Source organism: Streptomyces sp. NPDC058289 (assembly GCF_042880975.1).
Classification (GTDB): domain Bacteria; phylum Actinomycetota; class Actinomycetes; order Streptomycetales; family Streptomycetaceae; genus Streptomyces; species Streptomyces stoeckheimensis.
Genome location: NZ_JBHVYI010000014.1, coordinates 92,438 through 116,008 on the forward strand (window position 1 = coordinate 92,438; position 23,571 = coordinate 116,008).

The window sequence follows — 23,571 nt, forward strand, 5'->3', positions numbered from 1 at the left end:
GTCAGCGCAGGAGTCCCAGGAATCGCCCGAGTACCCGCCGGAGTCCTCGCCGGAATCGCCCGACCCGATGGAGGCCGCGACCGCCGCCACCCGGAGTCTCCAGGGGCTGTCCACCGAGCTCACGGCCCGGGTGCCGCAGTTGCTGGAAGCCATGCGGTCGGTCGGTACAGGCCTCGAACTGCACTCCACGCTGGACCGGATCTGCGAGACGGCCGCCGAGCTCGCGGACGCCCGCTACGCGGCCATCGGCGTGGTCGACACCGAGGGCCCGGGGCTCTCGGACTTCGTCACCTTCGGGATCAGCGACGCGCTGGCCAAGAAGATCGGGCACCGCCCGGACGGGAAGCGCGGCCTGCTCGGCGCGCTGATCTCACACCCCGACACGGTGCAGCTCGCCGACCTGACCAAGGACCCGCGCTCGGCGGGCTTCCCCGCCCATCACCCGCCGATGAAGACCTTCCTAGGCGTTCCGATCCGGGTCCAGGGAGAGATCTTCGGGAACCTCTACCTCGCGGAGAAGAACGGTGGCGGCGCGTTCAACGACTACGACGTCCACATGGTCCGGGTGCTGGCCACCGAGGCGGGCATCGCCATCGGCAACGCCCGGCTCTACGAGGCCGCCACCCAGCGCGAGCGCTGGATCGACGGCTCGGTGGCCGTCACCACGGCCCTGTTGTCGGGCGGGGACGCGGACGACGCGCTCGCGGTCGTCGCCGAACAGGCCCGCCGGCTCGCCGATTCGGCCGCCGGGATCGTGATGCTCCCGGCCGAAGAGGGCGGGATGGAGATCGTCGCCGTCTCCGCGGAGAACCCGGCGACCTCGCTCGGCATCGTCATCCCGCCCGAGAGCCCGGTGGTGGCCAGGCTGCTGGAGGGCGAGCCGGTCTTCGTGGACGACGCCGCCTCCGACCCGCGCATGATCAGCCGCCTTACCAGCCAGTACGGGGCCTGCATGATGCTTCCGCTGCAGAGCGGGGGGCGGGTGCTGGGGGCCCTCGTCACGCCGCGGGCGCGCGGAAAGCGGCCGTTCACCGAGGCGGAGCGGACCTTGGCCACGCAGTTCGCCTCGCAGGCGGCCCTGGCGCTGATGATGGCGGAGGCGCAGCGGGACCGGGAGCGCCTCGCGGTGTTCGAGGACCGCGACCGGATCGCGCGCGACCTGCACGACCTGGTCATCCAGCGGCTCTTCGCCACCGGGATGATGCTGGAGGGCGCTCAGCGCCGCTCCGTCGTCCCGGAGGTCCGCGACGGCGTCGGCAAGGCCGTGGACGAGCTCGACGTGACGATCCAGGAGATCCGCACCGCGATCTTCGCGCTCCAGCAGGGACCGGCGGAGGCCCCCTCGGGGCTGCGCACCCGAGTGCTGCGGGAGATCAACATGGCTGCCGTGCCGCTGGGCTTCAAGCCCGCGCACCGGTTCCTCGGACCGATCGACGCGGTCGTCGGCGAGCTCGTCGGCAAGAACCTGATCGCCGCCCTGCGCGAGGCGCTGTCGAACGCGTTCCGGCACGCGGAGGCGTCCCGGATCGAGGTGGTGCTCGACTCCACCGTCAGCCTGGCCGACGGGCGGCCCGGGGTCCGGCTGGAGGTGGCCGACGACGGGGTGGGCATCCCCGAGGGAGGCCGGCGCAGCGGGCTGCGGAACCTGCGCCGGCGGGCCGAATCGCTCGGCGGCTCCAGTTCGTACGGCCCCGGCCTCGGCGAGGAGGGCGGCGGGACCACCCTGGTGTGGGAGGCCCCGCTGTAGCTGCTGCGCTGTGACTGCCGCGCTGTAGCTGCCCCGCTGCGGCTGCTCCGCTGTGCTTACACCTCGGTGCGGGCGGTCCGTTCGGCCAGGATGCGCTCGATGACCAGGGCGACGCCGTCCTCGTTGTTGGCGACCGTACGGCCCGACGCGGCCGCGATCACATCCGGATGGGCATTGCCCATCGCGTACGAGGTGCCGGCCCAGCCGAGCATCTCCACGTCGTTCGGCATGTCGCCGAAGGCGACCACCTCCGCCGGCGAGATGCCGCGCTCCTCACAGCAGAGCGCCAGGGTGCTCGCCTTGGAGACCCCCGGGCCGCTGATCTCCAGCAGGGAGGTCGGGCTGGAGCGGGTGATCGAGGCGTACGCACCGGCGACGGAGCGGGCCAGGGCCAGGAACTCGTCCGGAGCCAGCTCGGAATGGTGCGCGAGCACCTTGAGCACGGGCGCCGAATCGTCGTCCGTGGCCTCGTGGAGCAGGTTCTCTGCGGTGGCGACGTTGGCACCCGGGTCCTGGAAGAACGGCGGGTACTGCGGTTCGTAGTTGATGCCGGTGGTCAGCTCGACGGCGAAGGAGGTGCCGGGGGCGGCGGCCCTCAGAGCCTCCACCACCTTGAGCGCGGTGATCCGGGGCAGCGGCCTGACCTGAACGAACTCCCGGCCCGAGGGCTGCCGGTCGGCGGCGTCCTCGTCGGTGGCGTGCCGGTCGATGGCATGCAGGTCGACGACGGCGGCGCCGTTCGCGCAGATGGCCAGGCCGTGGCCCTGGACGTGGTCGCTGACCACTCCCATCCAGCGGGCCGGGCGTCCGGTCACGAAGAACACCGCGATGCCGGCCTCCTCGGCGGCGGCGAGTGCGGCGACGGTGCGCTCCGAGACGGATTTGTCGTCACGCAGCAGGGTGCCGTCGAGGTCGGTGGCGATGAGCCGGGTCGCGGGGGTGGGCCCGTCCGGGCACTGGGGAGCCGAGGTCACGGCTCCATCTTCGCCCATGCCGGCGGTCGGCGATGTTTCACGTGAAACATCGCCACATGGTTGTCAGTGGGTGGTGGAAGGATCTTCTCGCCGGCTCCGCTGCCGTTCGGGCCGCCGGCACGGTGCCGGTTCCGACGACGTCACACGGGGGCGACGTGCTCATCCCTTCAGCCCGCACACCGGACTGCGCCGCCTGTGGCGGCCCGCACGCCACCCGGGTCGTGAGCCTGGCGATGGTCCTGTGCACGGCGTGCGAACGAGCGAGCACCCACCACCCGGAGCGAGAACCGGTGCTGGTGGGCAAGGTTCTGGCCGACGCGGCCGACGCCCTGGCCCACACCGCCCGCACCACGACTCCGGCCCACCCCTACTCCGCCGTCCTGCTCGCCCTGTGGCGGGCCAGGGCCCAGCGCGGGACATGACGGCGTCCGGGGCGGCGGTCGTAGGCTCTGGTCATGACTCTTCGCCTGAGCACCGTGATCCTTCCCGTCCACCGGTGGAACGAAGGGGGACGTGAACGCTGGCAGAGGGCCGAGGAACTGGGGTTCCACGCGGCCTACACCTACGACCACCTGTCCTGGCGGACCTTCCGGAGCGGGCCGTGGTTCGGCGCTCTGCCGACGCTTACGGCCGCCGCGACGGCGACGGAGCGGCTGCGCCTCGGCACGCTCGTCACCTCGCCGAACTTCCGCCACCCGGTGACGCTCGCCAAGGAACTGATCTCCCTCGACGACATCTCGGGCGGACGGATCACGCTGGGGATCGGCGCCGGCGGCAACGGGTTCGACGCCACCGTGCTCGGACAGGAGCAGCCGTGGACCCCCAAGGAGCGCGCCGACCGGTTCGGGGAGTTCCTGCCGTTGCTCGACCGGCTGCTCACCGAGGACTTCGTCTCGCAGCGGGGCACGTTCTACTCGGCCGAGGAGGCCTTCAACATCCCCGGGTGCGTCCAGCGGCCTCGGCTGCCCTTCGCCGTCGCCGCGACCGGCCCGCGCGGCCTGAAGCTCGCCGCGCGGTACGGGCAGGCGTGGGTGACGACCGGTGATCCGAAGATCTTCGACGAGGGGACCCCGGAGCAGTCGGTGCAGGCCCTGCGCGGCCAGATCGAGAAGCTCGGCAAGGCGTGCGCGGAGACCGGCCGGGACGTGGCCGAGCTGGACAAGGTCCTGCTCACGGGCTTCACCCCGGACCGAGGGCAGCCGCTGGAGTCCGTGGCGGCCTTCGTCGACTTCGCGGGCCGCCACCAGGAGCTCGGCTTCACCGAACTCGTGATCCACTGGCCGATCCCCGACTCCGACTTCTCCGCCGACCAGGGCGTCTTCGAGCGGATCGCCACCGAGGCGCTCGCCCAGCTGGGCTGAGGCGGATAGCTGCCGCTGCCGTCGCCCCGGGGTTCGGAGCGACGGCAGCGTGCGTCCTCAGGGCGAAGTGCGCAGCAGGTGCTCCGTCGTGCGTTCGGCGCTTTCCAGGAGCCACTCCGGGGCCACGCCCTCGGGCAGCGCGCGCACCTCGGCCGCCAGTGCCGAGACCCGGGCGGCGCCGGCTTCGGGCCGGCCCAGCTCGTGTTCGGTCCAGGCGGCGTTGTTCACGCACTGCAACCGGGCCTGCAGATGCTCCGGGCCGAGCTCCGCGTGGAGGGCGGCGGCCCGCTCCCAGAGCAGGATCTCCTCCAGCCGCAGCGCCTCCAGCTCCGCCGCGCCCAGGGGTTCGGCGGGCCCTGAACCCCGGCCCTCTTCTCCCGGATCGCCTTCCTCGTCCGCCTCCTCGTCCGCCTCCTCGCGCGCCTCCTCGTCGGCGCGGACCCGGCGGTCGAGGACCTGGGCGAGCTGGTTCCAGGTCTCGGCCAGTTCGGCCCGTGTCTCGGGGTCCTCGGGGGCGTCCGCCAGCGCGGTGGTCAGGACCTCGGCCGCCTCGTCCATCCGGGCCCGGGCCCCCGCGACCGCCGCGTCGGTGACCTCTTCGCGCAGCCCCAGCCAGGCCAGGGACCGCAGGATCCGTACCTCGGCAACCGGTGTGTCCTTCGACCGCCTGCGCAGTTCGAGGGCCCGCTCGTAGGCGGCGACCGCCTCCGGCACCAGACGCGCCTCGGAGAGCTGATCGGCGGCAGCCTGGGCGAAGTTCGCCTGCGGACGCGGGTCCTCCCAGTCCTCGGAGAGCTCCGCCGCCAGCAGGTACTGCTCGGCCGCGCCCCGGGGGTCGTGCAGTTCGCGCAGCAGGTCGCCCAGGAACTCCCGTACGGAGACGGCCTGGCCCTCACCGTGCTCCAGCAGGTCCGGCAGCGTCGACTGCAGCACCTCGGCCGCCTCGGCGGTGTGGCCCTCGCGGGCCCGGCACCGGGCGAGCAGCAGCCGGGCCTGTGCCCCGCCGTCGGCGGTGAGCCCCGCCTGGTCGAACCAGTGCGCCGCCTCCAGAGCGTGCCGCGCGGCCTCCGCATCGGCCTCGCCGCGCCCCAGCAAGATGTCGGCGAGGGTGAGCCGTACGACGCCCTGCGCCTCGGTGTCGGTCACCTCGGCGGCATGTGTCAGCCCGGCTCGGGCCGACTCCTCGGCCTCCGCGGCACGGTCCAGCGACATCAGCACTCCGGCCCGCAGCACGAGCGGGTCCACGGCGAGCCAGGGCCGGCCCGCGGCCACCGAGCGGTCGGCGGAGCCGGCGAGCAGCGTCACGGCACGCTCCGGGTCGCCCTGCGAGAGGGCGAGCCGGCCCAGCATCTCCTCGGCCTCCGCCACCACGTCGGGCAGGGCTGCGGCGTAGGCATCGGCGAAGGCGGCGAGTTCGGTGGCCAGCTCACCGTGCCCGTGCCCGTGCTCCTGCTCGTGGCCGTGCCCGTGCCCGTCGCCGTGCCCGTGTTCGGGGTCCTCGGTTGCCTCGACCGAGCGCAGGTACGACTCCACCCGGATCCCGGTCAGTTCCGCGAGGGCGATCCGCCGGGTACGCAGCGGCTCGTCCGCGTCCAGCGCCTCGGCGGCGCGGAGGGCGACGGCCAGCAGCTCGCGCAGCTCCCCCGGCTCTGTGCCCGACTGTGCGGCCACGGTCGCCAGCCGCAGTTCGGCCAGGGCGGCGCGCTCCGCGATCCCCAGCTCCCGGTAGCGGTCGCGTACGCCGGCCAGCAGTTCCGGCGCGTTCGCGGCGCCGGCCCGAGCGGCCGCCAGGGCCCGGTGGTCCGCCACATCCGCGGCGGCCAGCGGATCGGACCCGGCCGTCGTCTCGGGGTGCAGGGCCACCTGCTCCCAGAGGGCGTCCGCGCCGGGATGCCCGAGGTCGCGTGCGGCCCGGGCCCGTTCCACGAGTTCCGCGAAGCCCTCGGCCGGGGCAGCCACGAGGGCCGGGGTCGGGCTCGGCTGCGGGAGCGCCGCGAGTGCGGAGCTTCGTACGCCCAGCGGCAGCACCGCGGCCACGGGGGCCGCGCCGATCCGCGCGAGGAACCGCTCGGAGACCCGGGTGGAGCCGTTGCGCGCGTCGAACCGCCGGGCGATGTCGAGGGAGCCCGCGCGCAGGGCCTCGTACAGCTCGGACACGGTGCACGGGCTGCCCTCGTAGGGGACGGCCGGGCTCTGCCCGTGGCCCAGCTCCGTCAGCCGGCGCAGCAGGACGAGGATTCCGCCGTGGAAGGCCAGCTGGTCGGAGAGGTTGGCGAGCGGGGCCACGTGCGCCGCGTGCTCGGCGAGGATCTCCAGGCCCCGGGACTCGTTCCCGGTGAGCGCGCAGAACTCGATGTGCCGGCCCACCGAGGGCAGCAGGCTCTCCTTGCCCCGGGCCATCCGGTATCCGCGCAGATGGGCCGAGCGGGCTTCGTCGAGTCGGCCGAGGCGCACCAGCGGCAGCAGTGAGGCGGCCAGCACCCGGTGGGGTTCCTCGGCGCAGGTCTGCTCGCCGGACAGCACCGGCTGCCAGACCTCCAGGGCCTCGGCGTCGTCGCCGCGCAGCATGGCGTAGTGGCCCTGGCTGTTGAGTTCGCAGGCGTGGCAGTCGCTCATGTCGTCGCGGTCGGCGGCCTGCCAGCGGGCGTACGCGCGTCCGGCCCGCTCGTCGTCGGCGGTCGCGTCGGCGAGCCACAGTTCGGCCTCGCGCACGGGGCGCTCGCTGTAGCCGGCGATCCGGTAGCGGCGCTCCATCTCGTCCAGCCAGCCGGCGGCGGACTCCAGCGGGATCTCGGGCGAGTGGCCGATGGCGCTGGCGACCCACTTGAACTGCCAGAACAGGGAGTGGGCGTCCCACTCGTCGAAGGCACCGGGGTCCTTGTCGTACTCCTGGAGCAGCCGGGCGAAGGGCACGAGCATCTTCGGCGACTCGGAGCTGTACAGGTAGGCGTTGATCAGGTTGTCCAGCGCCGCACGGAACAGCGGCCGGTCCCCGGTCGCTTCGGCGGCGGCGGACAGGGCCTCGGCGTGGGCGTTGCGTGCGGCCCCGCCCGGAGCCCGGCGGTTCTCGGCCAGTCCGCGCTCGATCTCCTCGCCCGTCATCGTGCTCACTTCTGCTCCCCCTGGGTGTCGGTGCTGTCCGTGCTGTTCGTACTGGTGACGGAGTGGGTCGCCCATTCCAGGAGCCCGAGGAAGGCCCGGTTGAGCAGGGTGGTGTCGGCCGCGCGCAGGGGTCGCTGGGACCTCAGCAGGGCCTGGCCGTACAGCGATTCGACGGCCGTGGCGGTCAGCGCCTCGTCGGGGAGGGCGGCGATCCGGCGGATGAGCGGGTTGTTGTGGTTGAGCACGAGGCGGGCGCGCGGGGCGGAGCCGCGCAGCGAACCGAGGATGCCGCTCCACAGCGAGTCGGCGGTCTCGAGGGCGGCGGTGCGGTCGCGCTCCTGCCGGGCCTGGCGGTCGTCGAGGTAGAGCGCGGGGACGTTGGCGGGCTGGAAGGCGCGCAGGACGACGTCGCAGCTCTGGGGTTCCAGGCGGGTCCGGGCGGTGGCCAGGAAGGGGGCCAGGGCCAGTTCGGCGGAGGTCGGTACCGGGTCGAGGCGTTCGGTGACGGCTCCCGCGTCGAGCTCGGTGACCTTGAGCTCCGGCCGTACGGCGGGCAGCAGGGCCAGCAGGTCGGCGTCGTAGGTGTAGCCGGCGTTGATGACTCCGAGGCCGTGGGCCGCCGCGATCGGGGCGATCTGGCGGAACTCCTCCACGGTCCGGGTGAAGTGGATCTCGGTGTGCGCGGCGGCGAACTCCTCCAGGTTCATCGAACCGTCGCTGGTCTCGAACGGCAGCCAGGGCAGCATCAGACCGAGCAGCTCGGCGTCGTGCCGGGCCAGCGACTTGACCCCGAGGTGGTGGACGCTCAGGAAGGCGGCCAGCCGCTCGGGTTCGCTCGTGGCGAGCTCGGCGAGCCAGGCGCGGACGCGGGCGCCGAGGGCCTCGCGCACGGCGGCGAGCGTTTCGTCGTCGTACAGGTTTTCGCGGGAGGCGGTGGGCCGCAGGGTGTCGGTGTCGAGGACGGCGCGGACGAAGAACGCCCAGTCGGGCAGCAGGTTGTCGGCCTTGTCGGTCAGCAGCATGCCCTTGAGGTGGACGCGGTGTCCGGACCGGTGGGCGGGGCTGGTCGGCTCGGGCAGGACGTACGCGACTCCGCGCACTCCGGCCACGGGAAGGTCGAGGTCGATGCTGTCGAGCGGGGTGAAACCGAAGAGCTGCGCACAGTGCCCGGCGAGCGCGACGCGGCGGGCCGCGGGGGTGGGGAAGGGCCGGTCCCAGACGGCGGGCCGGTCGGTGACCGGGCGGGGCCCGGCGGCGGAGCCGTCGTCGAAGGTGATGTCGTAGGGCAGCAGGGAGCCGTAGTCGCGGGCCAGCTGCTCGACCTTGGCCGGGACGGTCCATTCCTCGGCGCCCGGGCGGGCCTCCAGGACGACGGTGGTGCCGGGCTCCGGGCGGGCGTCGGAGGGCAGTTCGCGCACGGTGTACGAGCCGTCGTCCGTGGCCAGCCACTCGACGGGCGCGGCCAGCGGATCGCGGGCGGAGCGGGTGACCACGCGGATCTCGCGGGCGACGACGAAGCAGGCGAGCAGACCGATGCCGAACTGGCCGAGGAACTCCTGACGGGTGGTTTCCAGGCCGTGCGGGCCTCCGCGCTTGGAGCTGCGGCCGATGGTGGCGAGGAGGGAGTGGGCCTCGTCGGCGGTCAGGCCGATGCCGCTGTCCTCGATGGTCACCCGGTTCCCCGAGGCCGACAGGCGGATGCCGATCTCGGCTTCGGGATCGAGGGCGTGGCGGGCGGTGACCGCGTCGACGGCGTTCTGGAGGAGCTCGCGGACGTACACGCGGGGGCTGGAGTAGAGGTGGTGGGAGAGCAGGTCGACGAGGCCGCGCAGATCGACCTGGAAGGTGTTCGGATGAGGTTCTTCAGAGATCATGGGGCGTCACCTCGCGTGCTGGTACGGGTTGTTCGGCGACCGCGAGGTACCCCCCTCACAGATCCCGGAGTGAGGAACAGAGTAGGGGGATGATCTGACAATCCCTCGGTGAATTCCGGGTCCACCGGGGCTTCTCAGGGGTTTCTCGGGGGCTTCCCCGGTTTATTGGAACCGCAGGAATTGCGGCGGCACGGAGTCAACCAGCCACACCCCATTGGCGCTGATCCGAAAGACGTGCCCCGCGGCGCGCATCGCCCCCGCGTCCACGGCGAGGACGACCGGCCGGCCGCGCCGTGCGCCGACGCGGGTCGCGGTCTCCCGGTCCGGGGAGAGGTGGACGTGGTGGCGGGCCATCGGGCGCAGTCCCTCGGCGCGGATCGCGTCCAGGGCGGCGGCGACGGTGCCGTGGTAGAGGTACGCGGGCGGTTCGGCCTCCGGCAGGTCCAGGTCCACGGGGACGGTGTGCCCCTGGTTGGCGCGGATCCGGCTGCCGTCGACGGCGAACCGCTGCTTGTCGTTGGCGGCGACCACGTGGTCGAGCTCGGCCCGGCTGATGGGGAAGCCGTGGGCGGCCGTGGCCCTCAGAAGATCGTCGATCTCCACCCAGCCGTGCGGGTCGAGCACCAGTCCGATGCGTTCCGGCTGATGGCGGAGGTGTTTCGAGACGTATTTGGACACCTTGACGGTGCGCTTGTCATCCATTCGCCCAGCGTGACGGCTCGGCCGGGTCCTCCGCAGCGATTTTTCGCCGCTCTCTCGAACCTGGACTCCCTCTATCGCGTTTCCAAGATACGGAATACATTTTCCGCTGAAGTGCCACTCAAGGGGAAGAAAAGTATGACAAATAGTGCGTCTCTGTCGCGGCGTGCGACCGCCGAGCTCGTCGGCACCGCCGCCCTCCTCGTGGTCGTCATCGGATCGGGAATCCAGGCCGCGGCGCTCACCCCCGATACGGGGGTGGCCCTGGTCGCCAACTCGCTCGCCTCGGCCATCGGTCTCGGGCTGATCATCACGCTCTTCGGACCGCTCTCGGGCGCCCACCTCAACCCGGTAGTCACCCTCACGGCCTGGTGGGGTCGGCGCACCGGCGGCGAAGGGCTCGAAGGCCGGGAAGCCCTCGTCTACGTGGCGGCCCAGACGGCCGGGGCCATAGGCGGCGCGGTCCTCGCGGAAGCGATGTTCGGCCGCATCCCCGGAGCCTTCTCCACCCAGGTCCGCGACGGCGGGCACCTGCTCGTCGGCGAGGTCGTGGCCACCGCCGGACTGGTCCTGGTGATCCAGGGCCTCGGTCGCATCGGCCGGCCGAAGCTGATCCCGGCCGCGGTCGCCGCCTACATCGCCGCCGCGATCTGGTTCACCTCCTCCGGGTCCTTCGCGAACCCGGCCGGCACCATCGGGCGCAGCTTCAGCGACTCCTTCACCGGCATCGCCCCGCAGTCGCTGCCGGGGTTCGTCGCCGCCCAGCTCGTCGGCGGGATCCTCGGCCTGGTCCTCGCGGCCGTGCTCTACGGGAGCACCCGCCGGGCAGCCGCCGACACCACCGGCACCGTTGTTGCCGCCGACACCAACGACACCGCCGGCCCGGCCGGCATCGCCGGCACCATCAGCTCGGTGGCCGAAACCAGCACGCCCGGACCGGCGTTCCAGGCCGTCGGCTGACCCTCCGGGCCGGGTTCCCCACAGGTCGGTCGGAGTTGTCCACAGCCCTTTGCGCCGGTTTCGGCGGCAAAAGCGTGATCCGGCCTGTGGACTACTGAGCGAGCACTACCGGCCGCCCCGACTGGCCAGATCGTTCATCGTCCGGGCCTGCAACTCCCGTTCCGTGGCGGCCCGGACGAACTCCGCCACGTGGTCGGGCCCTACTAGCTCCTGCACTGCCCGCACGGTCTCCGCGGGCAGCGCCACCGGGGCCGGCCCGGACGGCTGAGGGGTCCCGGCGGCCCCGAGGTGCTGCTGCAGGTGCCGGGTGGCGAAGAGGCGCATCGCCCGCGCCAGCTCCGCGTCCACCGTCTGCTGGGCCAGGGGCCGCAGCCTTCGTACCATCGTCGCCGCCTCGGCCGCGTCGGAGTCCGTCGGGGGGACGGCCCCCAGGTACCGGGCGAAGACGTGCTCCGTGGTGAACTCCAGGAAGCGCGAGGCGATCAGCTCAACCTGGCCGCGCAACTCCCGCAGATGACCGGTGATCGCGGGCAGCGGGACCCCGGCGGCGTACAGCTCGGCGGCCACGGACAGCTCCTGCGGGGACGGTACGAGGAACTGGTCCGGGCGCCCCGGGATCCGCTCCAGCACGCCCAGTTCGCACGCCTCGCCGACGGCTTCGTCGTCGGGCTTGCCGCCGAACCGTTCGTTCAGCTCGTCCCGGCTTATCCGGGCCGCTTCCTCGTCCGTCCACGGCCCGTGCACCTCGGCCACCAGCCCGAGCACACCGCCGAGCCCGCGGCCCGCGTCCCAGGCCTCCAGAAGTTCCTTGATGGAGGCCAGGGTGTACCCGCGGTCCAGCAGGTCGGCGATCTGGCGCAGTCGCGCCAGATGCGTGTCCCGGTAGACATTGGAACGGCCTCGCCGCTCCGGCTTCGGCAGCAGACCGCGGTCCTGATACGCCCGGATCGTGCGGACGGTCGCACCGCTGTGGTGCGCCAGATCCTCGATCCGGTACTCGGCTACTGCCTGATCGGACAATCCCGGCTCCCTACGACATGGCGGCTCTGCCGACCGCGCCCGCAGCTGACCGGGCGGCAGGTGAAGCCGCGAGGTACTCGACCGCCCTGCGCAGCGAGCCCTCCTGCGAGGGATGGTACGACCGCCGCAGGTAGCGGGGTATGGCCATGCCGAGCTCTCTCCAAGTGGGCAGCAGACCCTTGGCCACGGCCCGGTTGTGCTCGCGCAGCGAATAGCGGGTCCGTCCGCGCAGTTCGGGGTCGTTGCGCAGGAGGTACGAGGCCCCCGCGATCCACATCCAGCCCATGATCGGCGCGACCACGGCCATGCCCTCGATGCGCCGGAGGTAGCGGGGCAGGCCCGCGCCGCCGCAGTGCTGGTACATGTCGAAGGCGACGGACCGGTGCTCCACCTCCTCGGCGCCGTGCCAGCGCAGCAGGTCGAGCATGACCTCGTCGGCGCCGGCCGCGTCCAGTCCCTCGGCGCCGAGCACCCAGTCCCCGAGGACCGCCGTGAACTGCTCGATCGCGGCGACCAGCGAGAGCCGGAAGCGCAGCCACTCCTGCGCCGTGATCGGGGCCCCGAACGGCGGGGTCTCCCCCAGCAGCTTTTCGAAGAGGAAGTCCACGTACTTCGTGTACGCCTCGGTGGGCAGCCGCTGTTCGGCGAGGTGGTCCAGTACGTAGGAGTGCTGCACGCTGTGCGTGGCCTCCTGGCCCATGAACCCCTTCACGTCGCTGCGCAGCTTCGGGTCCGTGACCAGGGGCAGGCCCTCTTTGAAGACCTTCACGAACCACCGCTCGCCGGCGGGCAACAGCAGGTGCAGCACGTTGACGACGTGGGTGGCGGTGGGCTCGTCCGGTATCCAGTGCAGCAGGGTGGTCTTCCAGTCGAAGGCCACCCGGCGCGGCGCGATCGCGTACCGGGCAGCCCTGCCCGCGACCGCCCCGCTCACAGCTTGGGCTCCAGTTTCGCGAACCGCCGCAGGGTCCCCGGCGCGAACCGGGACATCCACAGGGCGCCCTTGGACTCGGGGGTCACCGGGACCACGGCCTGGTTCTTCACGACCGCGAGCAGGATCGCGTCCGCGACCTTCTCCGGCGGGAAGTTGCGCAGCCCGTAGAGGCGCGAGGACTTCTGCTGGCGCCGCTTCTCCTCGGCCTCGTCCACTCCGGCGAAGCGGGAGGTGGCGGTGATGTTGGTGTTGACGATGCCGGGGCAGATCGCCGACACCCCGATCGACTTCGACGCCAGCTCGGCCCGCAGGCACTCGCTGAGCATCAGCACCGCCGCCTTGGAGGTGCTGTACGCGGGCAGCGTCTTGGACGGCAGGTAGGCGGCGGCGGAGGCGGTGTTGACGATGTGCCCGCCCTGGCCGCGCTCGGCCATCTGCTTGCCGAAGAGCCGGCAGCCGTGGATGACGCCCCACAGGTTGACGTCGAGGACCTTCTTCCAGTCCTCGGCGGTCGTGTCCAGGAACGGGCCCGACAGGCCGACCCCGGCATTGTTGACCAGGACGTCCACGATCCCGTACTCGGAGGCGACCTTCTCGGCGAGCTTCTCCATGGCCTGCTCGTCGCTGACGTCGACGCACTCGCCCCAGGCCTGCGGCGAGCCGACCAGGCGCGCCATGTCGGCGGTGCGGGCAGCGCCGTCGGCGTCCCGGTCCACGCACACCACACGGGCGCCGGCCTCGGCGAACGCGAAGGCGGTGGCCCGGCCGATGCCGCTGGCGGCTCCGGTGACCAGGACCAACTGGCCGCCGAAGCGGTCCGCGTACCGGCCCGGAGCCTTCTGCTCCGGCGCCCGCGTGGCGGGCTCCTCCCGGGAGGTGACGAACTCGGTGATCCACGCGGCCAGCTGGTCGGGCCGGGTCCGCGGGATCCAGTGCTTGGCCGGCAGGGTGCGCCGCACCAGGTCCGGGGCCCACAGCTCCAGATCGTCGTAGAGCCGCTCGGAGAGGAAGGCGTCCCCGGTGGGGGTGATCAGCTGCACCGGTACGTGGGCGTAGGCGTCGGCGCGCGGTCGGCGCATCCGGGGCCGGACGTTGTCCCGGTAGAGCCAGGCGCCGTGGGCGGCGTCGGAGGGCAGGGAGGCCGTGGGGTAGTCCCCGGCCGGGACCTGCTCGATCCGCTCCAGCATCTTCGGCCAGCGCTTGCCGAGCGGTCCGCGCCAGGCGAGCTCCGGCAGCACGGGCGTGTGCAGCATGTACACGTACCAGGACTTGGCGCCCTGGTTCAGCAGCTGGGCCGCCCGCCGCGGGGTGGGCCGGGCCAACCGCTTCTTGATCCAGTGCCCGAAGTGGTCCAGGGAGGGCCCCGACATCGAGGTGAAGGAGGCGATCCGGCCCTCGGTCCGGGCGACCGTCGAGAACTCCCAGCCCTGTACGGAGCCCCAGTCGTGGCCGACCAGGTGCACCGGGCGGTCCGGACTGACCGCGTCCACGACCGCGAGGAAGTCGTCGGTCAGCTTCTCCAGGGTGAACCCGCCGCGCAGCGGCTGCGGGGCGGTGGAGCGCCCGTGTCCCCGTACGTCGTAGAGCACGACGTGAAACTGGGAGGCCAGCCGCTCGGCGACCTGCGACCAGACCTCCTTGCTGTCCGGGTACCCGTGCACCAGGACGACCGTCGGCCGCTGCGCGTCGCCGAGTTCCACGACGCACAGCTCGACCCCGCCGGTGCTCACCCAGCGCTCGCGCCCGCCCGCCAGGCCCGCGTCCGTCATTGCGCTCATGCCGCCTTCTCCTCAGCCCAGCGCCGCACGTGCGGCAGATCGTCGTCCAGCCAGTACGCGCTCTCCTCGGGGTCCCGGGAGTCGGTGACGACCAGGATCTCCTCGAACTTCGCGCCGGTGCCCCGGAAGCCCAGGTGCGGCTCCACCGCCCACAGGCCGGGCTGGGGCGGGTGGTCGGAGAAGCGGTACGGGCTCCACAGCGGGGACCAGCCCTCGCGATGGCCGCGCAGGGCATCGGAGGCCAGCCCCTTCAGGGCCTGGGTGCCGAAACCGAACGCGGTCGGTGCCCAGCTCCGCTCCTTGACCCGGTCTATCTTGTGGGCGATGACGCCGAAGGGGTAGGCCCGGTGCCGGTTGGTGTACCCCTGGCCGATCATCAGCCGCTCGACCTCCTCGTAGATGTCGCGCAGGGAGCGCCGCTCGCGGACCTGGTCGAGGATCAGCGCGCGGTGCGCCTGCAGATCGGACATGAGCCGGTCCTGCACCGGGTTGAGCCCGAGGCTGCCCGAGTACCCGATGTCCGCGGTGTGGCCCTTGTAGACCGGGGCCATGTCGAGGATGAACGGCATCCCCGGCTCCAGGGCCCGGTTCGTCGGGAAGAACTGCAGGGGGATCTTGAAGCCGGTGAAGGCGGTCCGGTCCCCGAACCACGCGAACGGCATGTGGAACCAGTCCCGCACCCCGCGCTCGCGCAGCCAGTCGCGCTGCATCCGCGCGGCCTCGCGCTCGGTCACGCCGGGGCGCAGCTGCGCCGCGACGGCCTCCGCGCACTCGTAGGAGAGGCGCTGCACTTCCTTGAACCCGCGCAGCTCGGCCGAGAGCTCGGTGGTGCGTCGCTTCGTGCGTTGCCTGGTGTCCCCAGCCATGCCAGCCATCCGTCCATGTAGCCGTACGCGCCCGTAACTTGACACTGATGAATGTGACAATGACCGGAGATCACGTCAAGGCCCGTGCACGGACCTGTGGACAAACTTGTCCGGTACGCATCAGCCCTACGTCAGCCTTATGTCGGGGTCTGTAGTCCTGAAGGCGGAGAAAGGATCGAGCTCCAGGTCTGACGATCCGGGCCCGGCGCGCCACTAACGTCGTTCACGTGACTGTCATCGCGACCGAAAGCCTGAGCAAGCGGTACCCCCGAGTGACCGCCCTCGACCGGCTCTCCTTGGACATCGGCCCCGGAGTTACCGGGCTCGTGGGCGCCAACGGAGCCGGCAAGTCCACGCTGATCAAGATTCTGCTGGGACTGTCCCCCGCCACCGAGGGCACCGCCGCCGTGCTCGGACTCGACGTAGCCACTCACGGCAGCGCGATCCGCGAGCGCGTCGGCTACATGCCCGAACACGACTGCCTGCCCCCCGATGTCTCGGCCACCGAGTTCGTCGTGCACATGGCGCGCATGTCCGGGCTCCCGCCGACCGCCGCCCGTGAGCGCACCGCGGACACCCTGCGCCACGTGGGGCTGTACGAGGAGCGCTACCGCCCCATCGGCGGCTACTCCACGGGCATGAAGCAGCGCGTCAAGCTCGCCCAGGCGCTGGTCCACGACCCGCAACTGGTGCTCCTCGACGAGCCCACCAACGGCCTCGACCCGGTCGGCCGTGACGAGATGCTGGGCCTGATCCGCCGCGTCTACACCGACTTCGGGATCTCGGTCCTGGTCACCTCCCACCTGCTCGGCGAGCTGGAGCGGACCTGCGACCACGTCGTGGTCGTCGACGGCGGCAAACTGCTGCGCTCCAGCTCCACCAGCGACTTCACCCAGACCACCACGACCCTCGCGGTCGAGGTCACCGACTCCGACGCCCACCCGGACGGCACCGCCGCCCTGCGCAAGGCGCTCACCGAGGCGGGAGTGACGCTGCATGCGGGCGAGGAGGAGGGCCTGCCCGGAGCCGGCCACATCCTCCTCGTCGAGGCCACCGGCGAGGCCACGTACGACACCGTCCGCGACACGGTGGCCGATCTCGGCATCGGGCTGGTCCGCATGGAACAGCGCCGCCACCACATCGCCGAGGTCTTCCGCGACAGCGACGCGGCGGCCGCCCGGGCCGAGCAGTTCGCAGCCCAGTCCGCCCAGGCCACCGCCTGGGCCGCCACCCAGCAGAAGGGAGCCGGTTCCGATGGCGCCTGACACCTCGACCCAGATCCACAACATCGGCTACCGGTCCTACGACGGCCCCCGCCTCGGCCGCTCCTACGCCCGCAAGTCGCTCTTCGCGCAGTCCCTGCGCGGCGCCTACGGACTCGGCCGTTCGGCCAAGTCCAAGGTGCTGCCGATGCTGCTCTTCGCGGTGATGTGCGTTCCCGCGCTGATCCTCGTCGCGGTCGCCATCACCGTGCCCGGCTCCACCGCCCTGCCGATCAAGTACACGACGTACGCGATGACCACCCAGGTGATCGTCTACCTCTACCTCGCCTCGCAGGCACCGCAGTCCGTCTCGAGGGACCTGCGCTTCAAGACGGTGCCGCTCTACTTCTCGCGGCCCATCGAGCGCGTCGACTACGTCCTGGCCAAGTTCGCGGCCATGGCCTCGGCACTGTTCATCCTCACGGCCACCCCGCTGCTGATCATGTGGATCGGCTCGCTCCTGGCGAAGTTCGACTTCGCCGACCAGACCAAGGGATTCGGGCAGGCACTGGTGTCGGTACTGCTGCTGTCGCTGCTCTTCTCCGGCCTCGGCCTGGTCATGGCCGCGCTCACCCCGCGCCGCGGCTTCGGCGTCGCCGCCATCATCGCCGTGCTCCTGATCCTCTACGGCGCCGTGTCCGCCGTCCAGGCCATCGCCTACGAGACCGGCTCGACCGGCGGCATCGAGTGGCTGGGCCTGTTCTCCCCGATGAGCCTCATCGACGGCCTGCAGACCGCCTTCCTCGGTGCCGACTCCGGCTTCCCCGGCAGCGAGGGCCCCTCGAGCGCCGTCGGCTTCGTCTACCTGCTCGTCATCCTCGGCCTCATCGCCGGCTCCTACGCCGCCCTGATGGCCCGCTACCGGAAGGCCGGGCTGTGAGCATCATCGACATCGACCACACCTCCCGCTGGTTCGGGAACGTCGTCGCCGTCAACGACGTGACCATGCGCATCGGTCCCGGAGTCACCGGCCTGCTCGGCCCCAACGGCGCCGGCAAGTCCACCCTCATCAACATGATGGGCGGCTTCCTCGCCCCCTCCACGGGCACCGTCACCCTCGACGGCACCCCGATCTGGCAGAACGAGCAGGTCTACAAGCAGATCGGCGTCGTGCCCGAGCGCGAGGCCATGTACGACTTCCTCACCGGCAAGGAGTTCGTCGTCGCCAACGCCGAACTCCACGGTCTCGACGAGGCGGCCGCCCAGCGGGCCCTGGCCACGGTCGAGATGGAGTACGCGCAGGACCGCAAGATCTCCACGTACTCCAAGGGCATGCGCCAGCGCGTGAAGATGGCCTCCGCCCTGGTCCACGACCCGTCCGTGCTGCTTCTCGACGAGCCCTTCAACGGCATGGACCCGCGCCAGCGCATGCAGCTCATGGAGCTGCTGCGGCGGATGGGCGACGACGGTCGCACCGTGCTGTTCTCCTCGCACATCCTGGAGGAGGTCGAACAGCTCGCCTCCCACATCGAGGTGGTCGTGGCCGGCCGGCACGCAGCCTCCGGCGACTTCCGCAAGATCCGCCGCCTGATGACGGACCGCCCGCACCGCTACCTCGTCCGCTCCTCCGACGACCGGGCCCTCGCCGCGGCCCTGATCGCCGACCCGTCCACCGCCGGGATCGAGGTGGACCTCAAGGAAGGCGCCCTGCGCATCCAGGCCGTCGACTTCGGGCGCTTCACCCAGCTGCTGCCGCGGGTCGCCCGCGAGCACGGCATCCGGCTGCTGACGGTCTCGCCTTCCGACGAGTCCCTCGAGTCGGTCTTCTCCTACCTCGTCGCGGCCTGAAGGAGCTGGCACTCATGTACAACCCCACCGTTGCCCGGCTCACCTACCGGGCCCTGCTCGGCCGTCGCCGCGCACTGATCCTCTGTGCGCTGCCCGTCCTGCTGATCGCCATCTCCATCGCCGTGCGCGCCTTCACCGGCCTCGACGACAAGGTCGCCGCCGATCTCCTCGGCGGGTTCGCCCTGGCGACGATGGTCCCGCTGATCGGCGTCATCGCCGGCACCGGCGCCATCGGCCCGGAGATCGACGACGGCTCGATCGTCTACCTGCTCTCGAAGCCGGTGAAGCGCCCGACGATCATCCTGACGAAACTGACCGTCGCGATCGCCCTCACCATGGTCTTCTCCGCGATCCCCACCCTGATCGCCGGCTTCATCCTCAACGGCAACGGCCAGCAGATCGCCGTCGCCTACACCGTCGCCGCCCTCGTCGCCTCGGTCGCCTACAGCGCCCTGTTCCTGCTGCTGGGCACCGTCAGCCGGCACGCGGTCGTCTTCGGCCTGGTCTACGCCCTGATCTGGGAGTCGCTCTTCGGCAGCCTCGTCGACGGCGCCAAGACCCTCAGCGTCCAGCAGTGGTCGCTGGCCCTCGCCCAGAAGGTCGCGGGCGAGGGGTACGTGGACGCCACCGTCGGGCTGCCCACCGCGGTGATCCTGCTCGTCGCGGTCACCGTCGGCGCCACCTTCTACGCCGGACAGAAGCTCCGCCGCCTGACCCTGGCGGGCGAGGAGTAGGACGTCCGCACCGGCGTCCACGGGGGCGCCGGCAGCGGATGTTTCACGTGAAACAGTGCCCCGCCCGGCCCACCGGCCAGGCGGGGCACAGCTTTGCGCGAGATCATCGGTGCATGATCGAGTACACCGAGCCCGAGCCGTCCAGGCCAGTGCGGTCCTGGATACGCTCCGCGCCCGGCACCCACATCTGGCTGCTGATCATCGTGGTCACCAGCATCGTGGTCGTGATCGTGCCCGACCATCTCGAACACGTCCTGCTCCACCGCAACAGCAGCAATATCCACGAGCTCGCCCGGCACCCCATACGGGCGCTGCTCAGCAGCGCGTTCTGGATCGAGGATCCCGCCTCGCTCCCGCTCTACTGCGTCCTCTTCGAGATCTTCCAGGCCAACGTCGAGCGCTGGCTCGGCACCCTGCGCTGGCTCTTCATCATCGCGACCGGACACATCACGGCCACGCTGATCAGCCAGAAGCTGGTCCTGATGGCCATCCAGGACCACCGCGCCCCGCGCAGCATGGTCCACGTCGTCGACATCGGCGTCAGCTACGGACTCGCGACCGCCGTCGGGGTGCTGACGTACCGACTGCCCGCCCCCTGGCGCTGGTTCTACCTGGCCGGCTCCGTGGCCTTCTTCGGGCTCCCGCTCGTCAGCGACGGCACCTTCACCGACTTCGGCCACGCCATCGCACTCGCCGTCGGCCTCCTCGCCTGGCCGCTGACCCGGCACCCGAAGCCGCGCCGGAATCCCGGCTGACGGACGGAAATTCACTGGTACGAGGCGTGCGGCGGGGGCAGAGTGAGCCGTGCGGGGAGAAACAAGAAGGTCCGGAACGGCCACTTCGAGCGCGCCTGGCGGCGCGGGCCGTTCCGGACCTTCCGTTCGTCTTCCGCTCGGTTACGCGGCGCCCAGCAGACGCTCCAGGACCACGGCGATGCCGTCCTCCTCGTTGGAGGTGGTGACCTCGTCCGCCACCGCCTTGAGCTCCGCGTGCGCGTTGGCCATCGCCACTCCGTGCGCGGCCCAGCCGAACATCGGGATGTCGTTGGGCATGTCGCCGAAGGCGATCGTCTCGGCCGCCTTCACCCCCAGCCGGCGCGCGGCCAGCGAGAGACCGGTGGCCTTGCTCAGCCCCAGTGGCAGGATCTCCACGACACCGGGACCGGCCATGACGATGCCGACCAGGCTGCCCACGGTCTCCCGGGCCACCTGGACGAGGGCGTCCTCGTCCAGCTCGGGGTGCTGGATGTACAGCTTGTTCAGCGGAGCCGACCAGACCTCGGCGGTGTCCTCCAGGTAGAGCGCGGGAAGGCCCTCCTGTACCTGGTAGCCGGGGCCGAAGAGCACCTCGCCCTCGACTCCGTCCCGGCTGGCGGCGAGCGCCAGCGGACCGACCTCGGCCTCGATCTTCTCCAGCGCCAGCGCGGCGAGCTTCCGGTCGAGCGTCACCGAGGTCAGCAGCCTGTGCGCGCCCGCGTCGTAGACCTGCGCGCCCTGTCCGCAGACGGCGATGCCCTTGTAGCCCAGGTCATCGAGGACGTGCCGGGTCCACGGCACGGCGCGGCCGGTGACGATGATGTGCGCTGCGCCCGCCGCGGTGGCCGCGAGGAGCGCCTCACGGGTGCGCTCCGAGACGGTGTCGTCGCCGCGGAGCAGCGTCCCGTCGAGGTCGGTCGCGACGAGCTTGTAGGGGAACGGGGCCGTGCTCACTTGGTGATCGGCTCCAGGATTTCCCGACCGCCCAGGTAGGGCCGGAGCACCGGGGGAACCCGGACCGTGCCGTCGGCCTGCTGGTGGTTCTCCAGGATCGCGACGATCGTGCGCGGGACCGCGCACAGCGTTCCGTTCAGGGTGGACAGCGGAGCGGTCTTCTTGCCGTCGCGGTAGCGGATCGACAGGCGGCGGGCCTGGAAGCCGTCACAGTTCGAGGCGGAGGTCAGCTCGCGGTACTTGCCCTGGGTGGGGATCCACGCCTCGCAGTCGAACTTGCGGGAGGCGGAGGCGCCCAGGTCGCCGGTGGCGACGTCGATCACCTGGAACGGCAGCTCCAGGCTGGTCAGCCACTGCTTCTCCCAGTCCAGGAGCCGCTGGTGCTCGGCCTCGGCCTCCTCCGGCGCGACGTACGAGAACATCTCGACCTTGTCGAACTGGTGGACGCGGAAGATGCCGCGGGTGTCCTTGCCGTACGTGCCGGCCTCGCGGCGGAAGCACGGGGAGAAGCCGGCGTAGCGCAGCGGCAGCTTGTCCGCGTCGATGATCTCGTCCATGTGGTACGCGGCGAGCGGGACCTCGGAGGTGCCGACCAGGTACAGGTCGTCGCCCTCCAGGTGGTACACGTTCTCCGCGGCCTGACCGAGGAAGCCGGTGCCCTCCATGGCACGCGGGCGGACCAGCGCCGGGGTGAGCATCGGGGTGAAGCCGGCCTCCGTGGCCTGCGCGATGGCCGCGTTGACGAGGGCAAGCTCCAGCAGTGCGCCGATGCCCGTGAGGTAGTAGAAGCGCGAGCCGGACACCTTGGCGCCGCGCTCGACGTCGATGGCGCCCAGGGACTCGCCGAGCTCCAGGTGGTCCTTGGGCTCGAAGCCCTCGGCGCCGAAGTCGCGGATGGTGCCGTGCGTCTCGAGGACGACGAAGTCCTCCTCGCCGCCGACGGGCACGTCCGTGTGGACGACGTTGCCGAGCCGCAGGAGCAGCTGCTTGGCGGCTTCGTCCGCCTCGTTCTGCTCGGCCTCGGCGGCCTTCACGTCCTGCTTGAGCTGATCGGCCTTCTTCAGCAGCTCGGCCCGCTCCTCCGGAGAGGCCTTGGGGATGAGCTTGCCGAGCGACTTCTGCTCGTTGCGGAGTTCGTCGAATCGCATGCCGGAGGACCTGCGGCGCTCGTCGGCGGAGAGCAGTGCGTCGACGAGGGCGACGTCCTCTCCACGGGCGCGCTGCGAGGCGCGGACACGGTCAGGGTCTTCACGGAGCAGCCGGAGGTCAATCACCCCTCCAGGCTACCGGGCCGGGCTTCCGGGGATCGCACCGATATCACGCTGCGTGTCACTTTGTCCTAATTGCCTCGAATGGAAAACTTCCGGCGGGAGGCTGGAAGCGACCCTTCCGCGGAGGCCGATAAAACCGACCCCATTCCCCGAAAAGGGGCAGAGCGACAGTGGTCGGGCAGCCCCTGAGCAGGAGGGAAGGGGCTTCCTTGTCCACAGGAATTCCCCAGGCGACCGGCTTATCCACAGGCTGTGTGTCGCATCTGTGGACACAGGAATAGATCAATCTCGACTGCGGAGCGAGCGAGCCCAATCAGGGTTCAAACCACCCTCACACACTCATTCGGGTGGGAATGACTCGCCCCAAAGAGTTGATCGGTGATACAGGGGTGACGCCGTTCACCTCCCGCTCGTCAGCGCGAAACCTGTGCCACCCGACCGATTTGTCGACCTTGTCGTGCTGCTCTGTCGACTTGTCCCCAGGTTCACAGTGATCCCTGTGGATAACTCTGTGGACAGTGGACGGAGCGTTAGGGGCGCCCGTCGAGGCACCGCGTCAGCCAGTCCGAGGCCGCGGTGAAGTCGCCGTCGGAGGTGCCGGCCCGGGCGGCCTGGACGTCACCCTGAGCGACACCGGCGCGCGGGTAGGAGCCGAGGAACCGGATCTGGGGGCAGGTGCGCTTGAGACCCATGAGTGCCTCCCCGACCCGGCGGTCGGAGATGTGGCCCTCGGCGTCGACGGCGAAGCAGTAATTGCCGATCCCCGCACCCGTCGGCCGGGACTGGATCAGCATCAGGTTCACTCCGCGGACGGCGAACTCCTGGAGCAGCTCCAGCAGCGCACCGGGGCGGTCGTCGCCCATCCACAGCACGACGGAGGTCTTGTCGGCGCCGGTCGGCGCGGCCGGGCGGGCGGGACGCCCGACGAGCACGAAGCGGGTCTCCGCGTTCTGCGCGTCGTGGATCTCGGTGACCAGCGGGACCAGCCCGTAGGTGGCGGCCGCGAACTCGCCCGCGAAGGCGGCGTCGAAGCGGCCCTCCTGGACCAGCCGGGCACCGTCGGCATTGGACGCCGCCGACTCCCACAGGGCATCGGGCAGGTTCGACCGCAGCCAGTTGCGCACCTGCGGCTGGGCGACCGGGTGCCCGGTGACGGTCTTGACGTCCGACAGCTTGGTCCCGGGCCGCACCAGCAGCGCGAACGCGATGGGGAGCAGCACCTCGCGGTAGATCATCAGCGGCACGCCGCCGGCCAGCTCGTCCAGGGTCGAGGTGACCCCGCCCTCCACCGAGTTCTCGATCGGGACCAGGGCCGCCGCGGCCTCGCCGTTGCGCACGGCGTCCAGGGCTGCCGGGACCGAAACCATCGGGACGAGCTCCCGGGTCGCGGCTTCGGGGAGGGTGCGAAGGGCGGCTTCGGTGAACGTGCCTTCGGGACCGAGATAGGTGAAGCGGGTGGCCGACATGCGATCAGCCTAATGCCGGGGCCCGG

The 23,571-nt window shown here is 71.3% G+C and carries 20 protein-coding genes; 9 read left to right on the top strand and 11 right to left on the bottom strand.

Features of this window, described 5'->3' with window-relative positions:
• The first annotated feature begins 67 nt into the window (after nt 1-67).
• Entirely contained in the window at nt 68-1,747 is a 1,680-nt protein-coding gene (locus tag ACFVX6_RS09980; RefSeq protein ID WP_389689811.1) for a GAF domain-containing sensor histidine kinase, read from the top strand.
• Nucleotides 1,748-1,803: 56 nt separating this feature from the next.
• Here the strand turns inward: ACFVX6_RS09980 and ACFVX6_RS09985 are convergent, their stop codons facing one another.
• On the bottom strand, nt 1,804-2,739 hold the full coding sequence (locus tag ACFVX6_RS09985) for an HAD hydrolase family protein (RefSeq protein ID WP_389689760.1): 936 nt from the start codon (nt 2,737-2,739) through the stop codon (nt 1,804-1,806).
• Nucleotides 2,740-2,876: 137 nt separating this feature from the next.
• Here ACFVX6_RS09985 and ACFVX6_RS09990 point away from each other — a divergent pair, with 137 nt between their 5' ends.
• Together ACFVX6_RS09990 and ACFVX6_RS09995 are read left to right on the top strand one after the other, a co-directional pair.
• The gene (locus ACFVX6_RS09990; RefSeq protein WP_389689762.1) at nt 2,877-3,143 is read left to right on the top strand and encodes a hypothetical protein; all 267 of its coding nucleotides are present in this window, start codon (nt 2,877-2,879) and stop codon (nt 3,141-3,143) included.
• A gap of 33 nt (nt 3,144-3,176) precedes the next feature.
• Nucleotides 3,177-4,082: an LLM class flavin-dependent oxidoreductase gene (locus ACFVX6_RS09995; protein WP_389689764.1), complete on the top strand. Its 906-nt coding sequence runs from the start codon at nt 3,177-3,179 to the stop codon at nt 4,080-4,082.
• Between the two features lie 57 nt (nt 4,083-4,139).
• Here the strand turns inward: ACFVX6_RS09995 and ACFVX6_RS10000 are convergent, their stop codons facing one another.
• The 3 genes from ACFVX6_RS10000 to ACFVX6_RS10010 form a co-directional block, all read right to left on the bottom strand.
• Nucleotides 4,140-7,193, bottom strand: a complete 3,054-nt coding sequence (locus ACFVX6_RS10000; protein WP_389689766.1) for a tetratricopeptide repeat protein — start codon at nt 7,191-7,193, stop codon at nt 4,140-4,142.
• Nucleotides 7,190-9,058: an HSP90 family protein gene (locus tag ACFVX6_RS10005; protein WP_389689768.1), complete on the bottom strand. Its 1,869-nt coding sequence runs from the start codon at nt 9,056-9,058 to the stop codon at nt 7,190-7,192. The genes ACFVX6_RS10000 and ACFVX6_RS10005 overlap by 4 nt, the downstream gene beginning before the upstream one ends.
• Nucleotides 9,059-9,220: 162 nt before the next feature.
• Nucleotides 9,221-9,760: an RNA 2'-phosphotransferase gene (locus tag ACFVX6_RS10010; protein WP_389689770.1), complete on the bottom strand. Its 540-nt coding sequence runs from the start codon at nt 9,758-9,760 to the stop codon at nt 9,221-9,223.
• A gap of 135 nt (nt 9,761-9,895) precedes the next feature.
• On the opposite strand from ACFVX6_RS10010, the gene ACFVX6_RS10015 reads away from it, so the two are divergent.
• Complete coding sequence (locus ACFVX6_RS10015; protein ID WP_389689772.1) at nt 9,896-10,717, top strand: aquaporin; 822 nt, start codon at nt 9,896-9,898, stop codon at nt 10,715-10,717.
• Between the two features lie 105 nt (nt 10,718-10,822).
• Here the strand turns inward: ACFVX6_RS10015 and ACFVX6_RS10020 are convergent, their stop codons facing one another.
• The 4 genes from ACFVX6_RS10020 to ACFVX6_RS10035 are packed head-to-tail and all read right to left on the bottom strand — an operon-like array spanning nt 10,823 to nt 15,315.
• On the bottom strand, nt 10,823-11,737 hold the full coding sequence (locus ACFVX6_RS10020) for a MerR family transcriptional regulator (RefSeq protein ID WP_389689774.1): 915 nt from the start codon (nt 11,735-11,737) through the stop codon (nt 10,823-10,825).
• A gap of 10 nt (nt 11,738-11,747) precedes the next feature.
• Nucleotides 11,748-12,671 carry a metal-dependent hydrolase gene (locus ACFVX6_RS10025; RefSeq protein WP_389689775.1) on the bottom strand — a complete coding sequence of 308 codons (924 nt, stop codon included), beginning with the start codon at nt 12,669-12,671 and terminating at the stop codon, nt 11,748-11,750.
• Entirely contained in the window at nt 12,668-14,449 is a 1,782-nt protein-coding gene (locus ACFVX6_RS10030) for an SDR family oxidoreductase (protein ID WP_389689777.1), read from the bottom strand. Before ACFVX6_RS10030 ends, ACFVX6_RS10025 begins: the two co-directional genes overlap by 4 nt.
• Nucleotides 14,446-15,315, bottom strand: a complete 870-nt coding sequence (locus ACFVX6_RS10035) for a M24 family metallopeptidase (protein ID WP_375949808.1) — start codon at nt 15,313-15,315, stop codon at nt 14,446-14,448. Before ACFVX6_RS10035 ends, ACFVX6_RS10030 begins: the two co-directional genes overlap by 4 nt.
• A 227-nt stretch (nt 15,316-15,542) precedes the next feature.
• On the opposite strand from ACFVX6_RS10035, the gene ACFVX6_RS10040 reads away from it, so the two are divergent.
• From ACFVX6_RS10040 to ACFVX6_RS10060, 5 genes are all read left to right on the top strand, one after another.
• Nucleotides 15,543-16,580: an ABC transporter ATP-binding protein gene (locus ACFVX6_RS10040; RefSeq protein WP_389689780.1), complete on the top strand. Its 1,038-nt coding sequence runs from the start codon at nt 15,543-15,545 to the stop codon at nt 16,578-16,580.
• Nucleotides 16,570-17,457: an ABC transporter permease subunit gene (locus ACFVX6_RS10045; protein ID WP_389689782.1), complete on the top strand. Its 888-nt coding sequence runs from the start codon at nt 16,570-16,572 to the stop codon at nt 17,455-17,457. Before ACFVX6_RS10040 ends, ACFVX6_RS10045 begins: the two co-directional genes overlap by 11 nt.
• Entirely contained in the window at nt 17,454-18,365 is a 912-nt protein-coding gene (locus ACFVX6_RS10050) for an ABC transporter ATP-binding protein (protein WP_250738573.1), read from the top strand. Before ACFVX6_RS10045 ends, ACFVX6_RS10050 begins: the two co-directional genes overlap by 4 nt.
• Nucleotides 18,366-18,379: 14 nt before the next feature.
• Nucleotides 18,380-19,099: an ABC transporter permease gene (locus tag ACFVX6_RS10055; protein ID WP_389689784.1), complete on the top strand. Its 720-nt coding sequence runs from the start codon at nt 18,380-18,382 to the stop codon at nt 19,097-19,099.
• Nucleotides 19,100-19,212: 113 nt separating this feature from the next.
• Nucleotides 19,213-19,854: a rhomboid-like protein gene (locus tag ACFVX6_RS10060; RefSeq protein WP_389689786.1), complete on the top strand. Its 642-nt coding sequence runs from the start codon at nt 19,213-19,215 to the stop codon at nt 19,852-19,854.
• A 141-nt stretch (nt 19,855-19,995) separates the two neighbouring features.
• Here the strand turns inward: ACFVX6_RS10060 and ACFVX6_RS10065 are convergent, their stop codons facing one another.
• The 3 genes from ACFVX6_RS10065 to pheA form a co-directional block, all read right to left on the bottom strand.
• Entirely contained in the window at nt 19,996-20,808 is an 813-nt protein-coding gene (locus ACFVX6_RS10065) for an HAD family hydrolase (protein WP_389689788.1), read from the bottom strand.
• The gene (gene serS, locus ACFVX6_RS10070; RefSeq protein WP_356506550.1) at nt 20,805-22,082 is read right to left on the bottom strand and encodes a serine--tRNA ligase; all 1,278 of its coding nucleotides are present in this window, start codon (nt 22,080-22,082) and stop codon (nt 20,805-20,807) included. Before serS ends, ACFVX6_RS10065 begins: the two co-directional genes overlap by 4 nt.
• 527 nt (nt 22,083-22,609) lie before the next feature.
• Nucleotides 22,610-23,545 carry a prephenate dehydratase gene (gene pheA, locus ACFVX6_RS10075; RefSeq protein ID WP_250738568.1) on the bottom strand — a complete coding sequence of 312 codons (936 nt, stop codon included), beginning with the start codon at nt 23,543-23,545 and terminating at the stop codon, nt 22,610-22,612.
• Nucleotides 23,546-23,571: the final 26 nt, after the last annotated feature.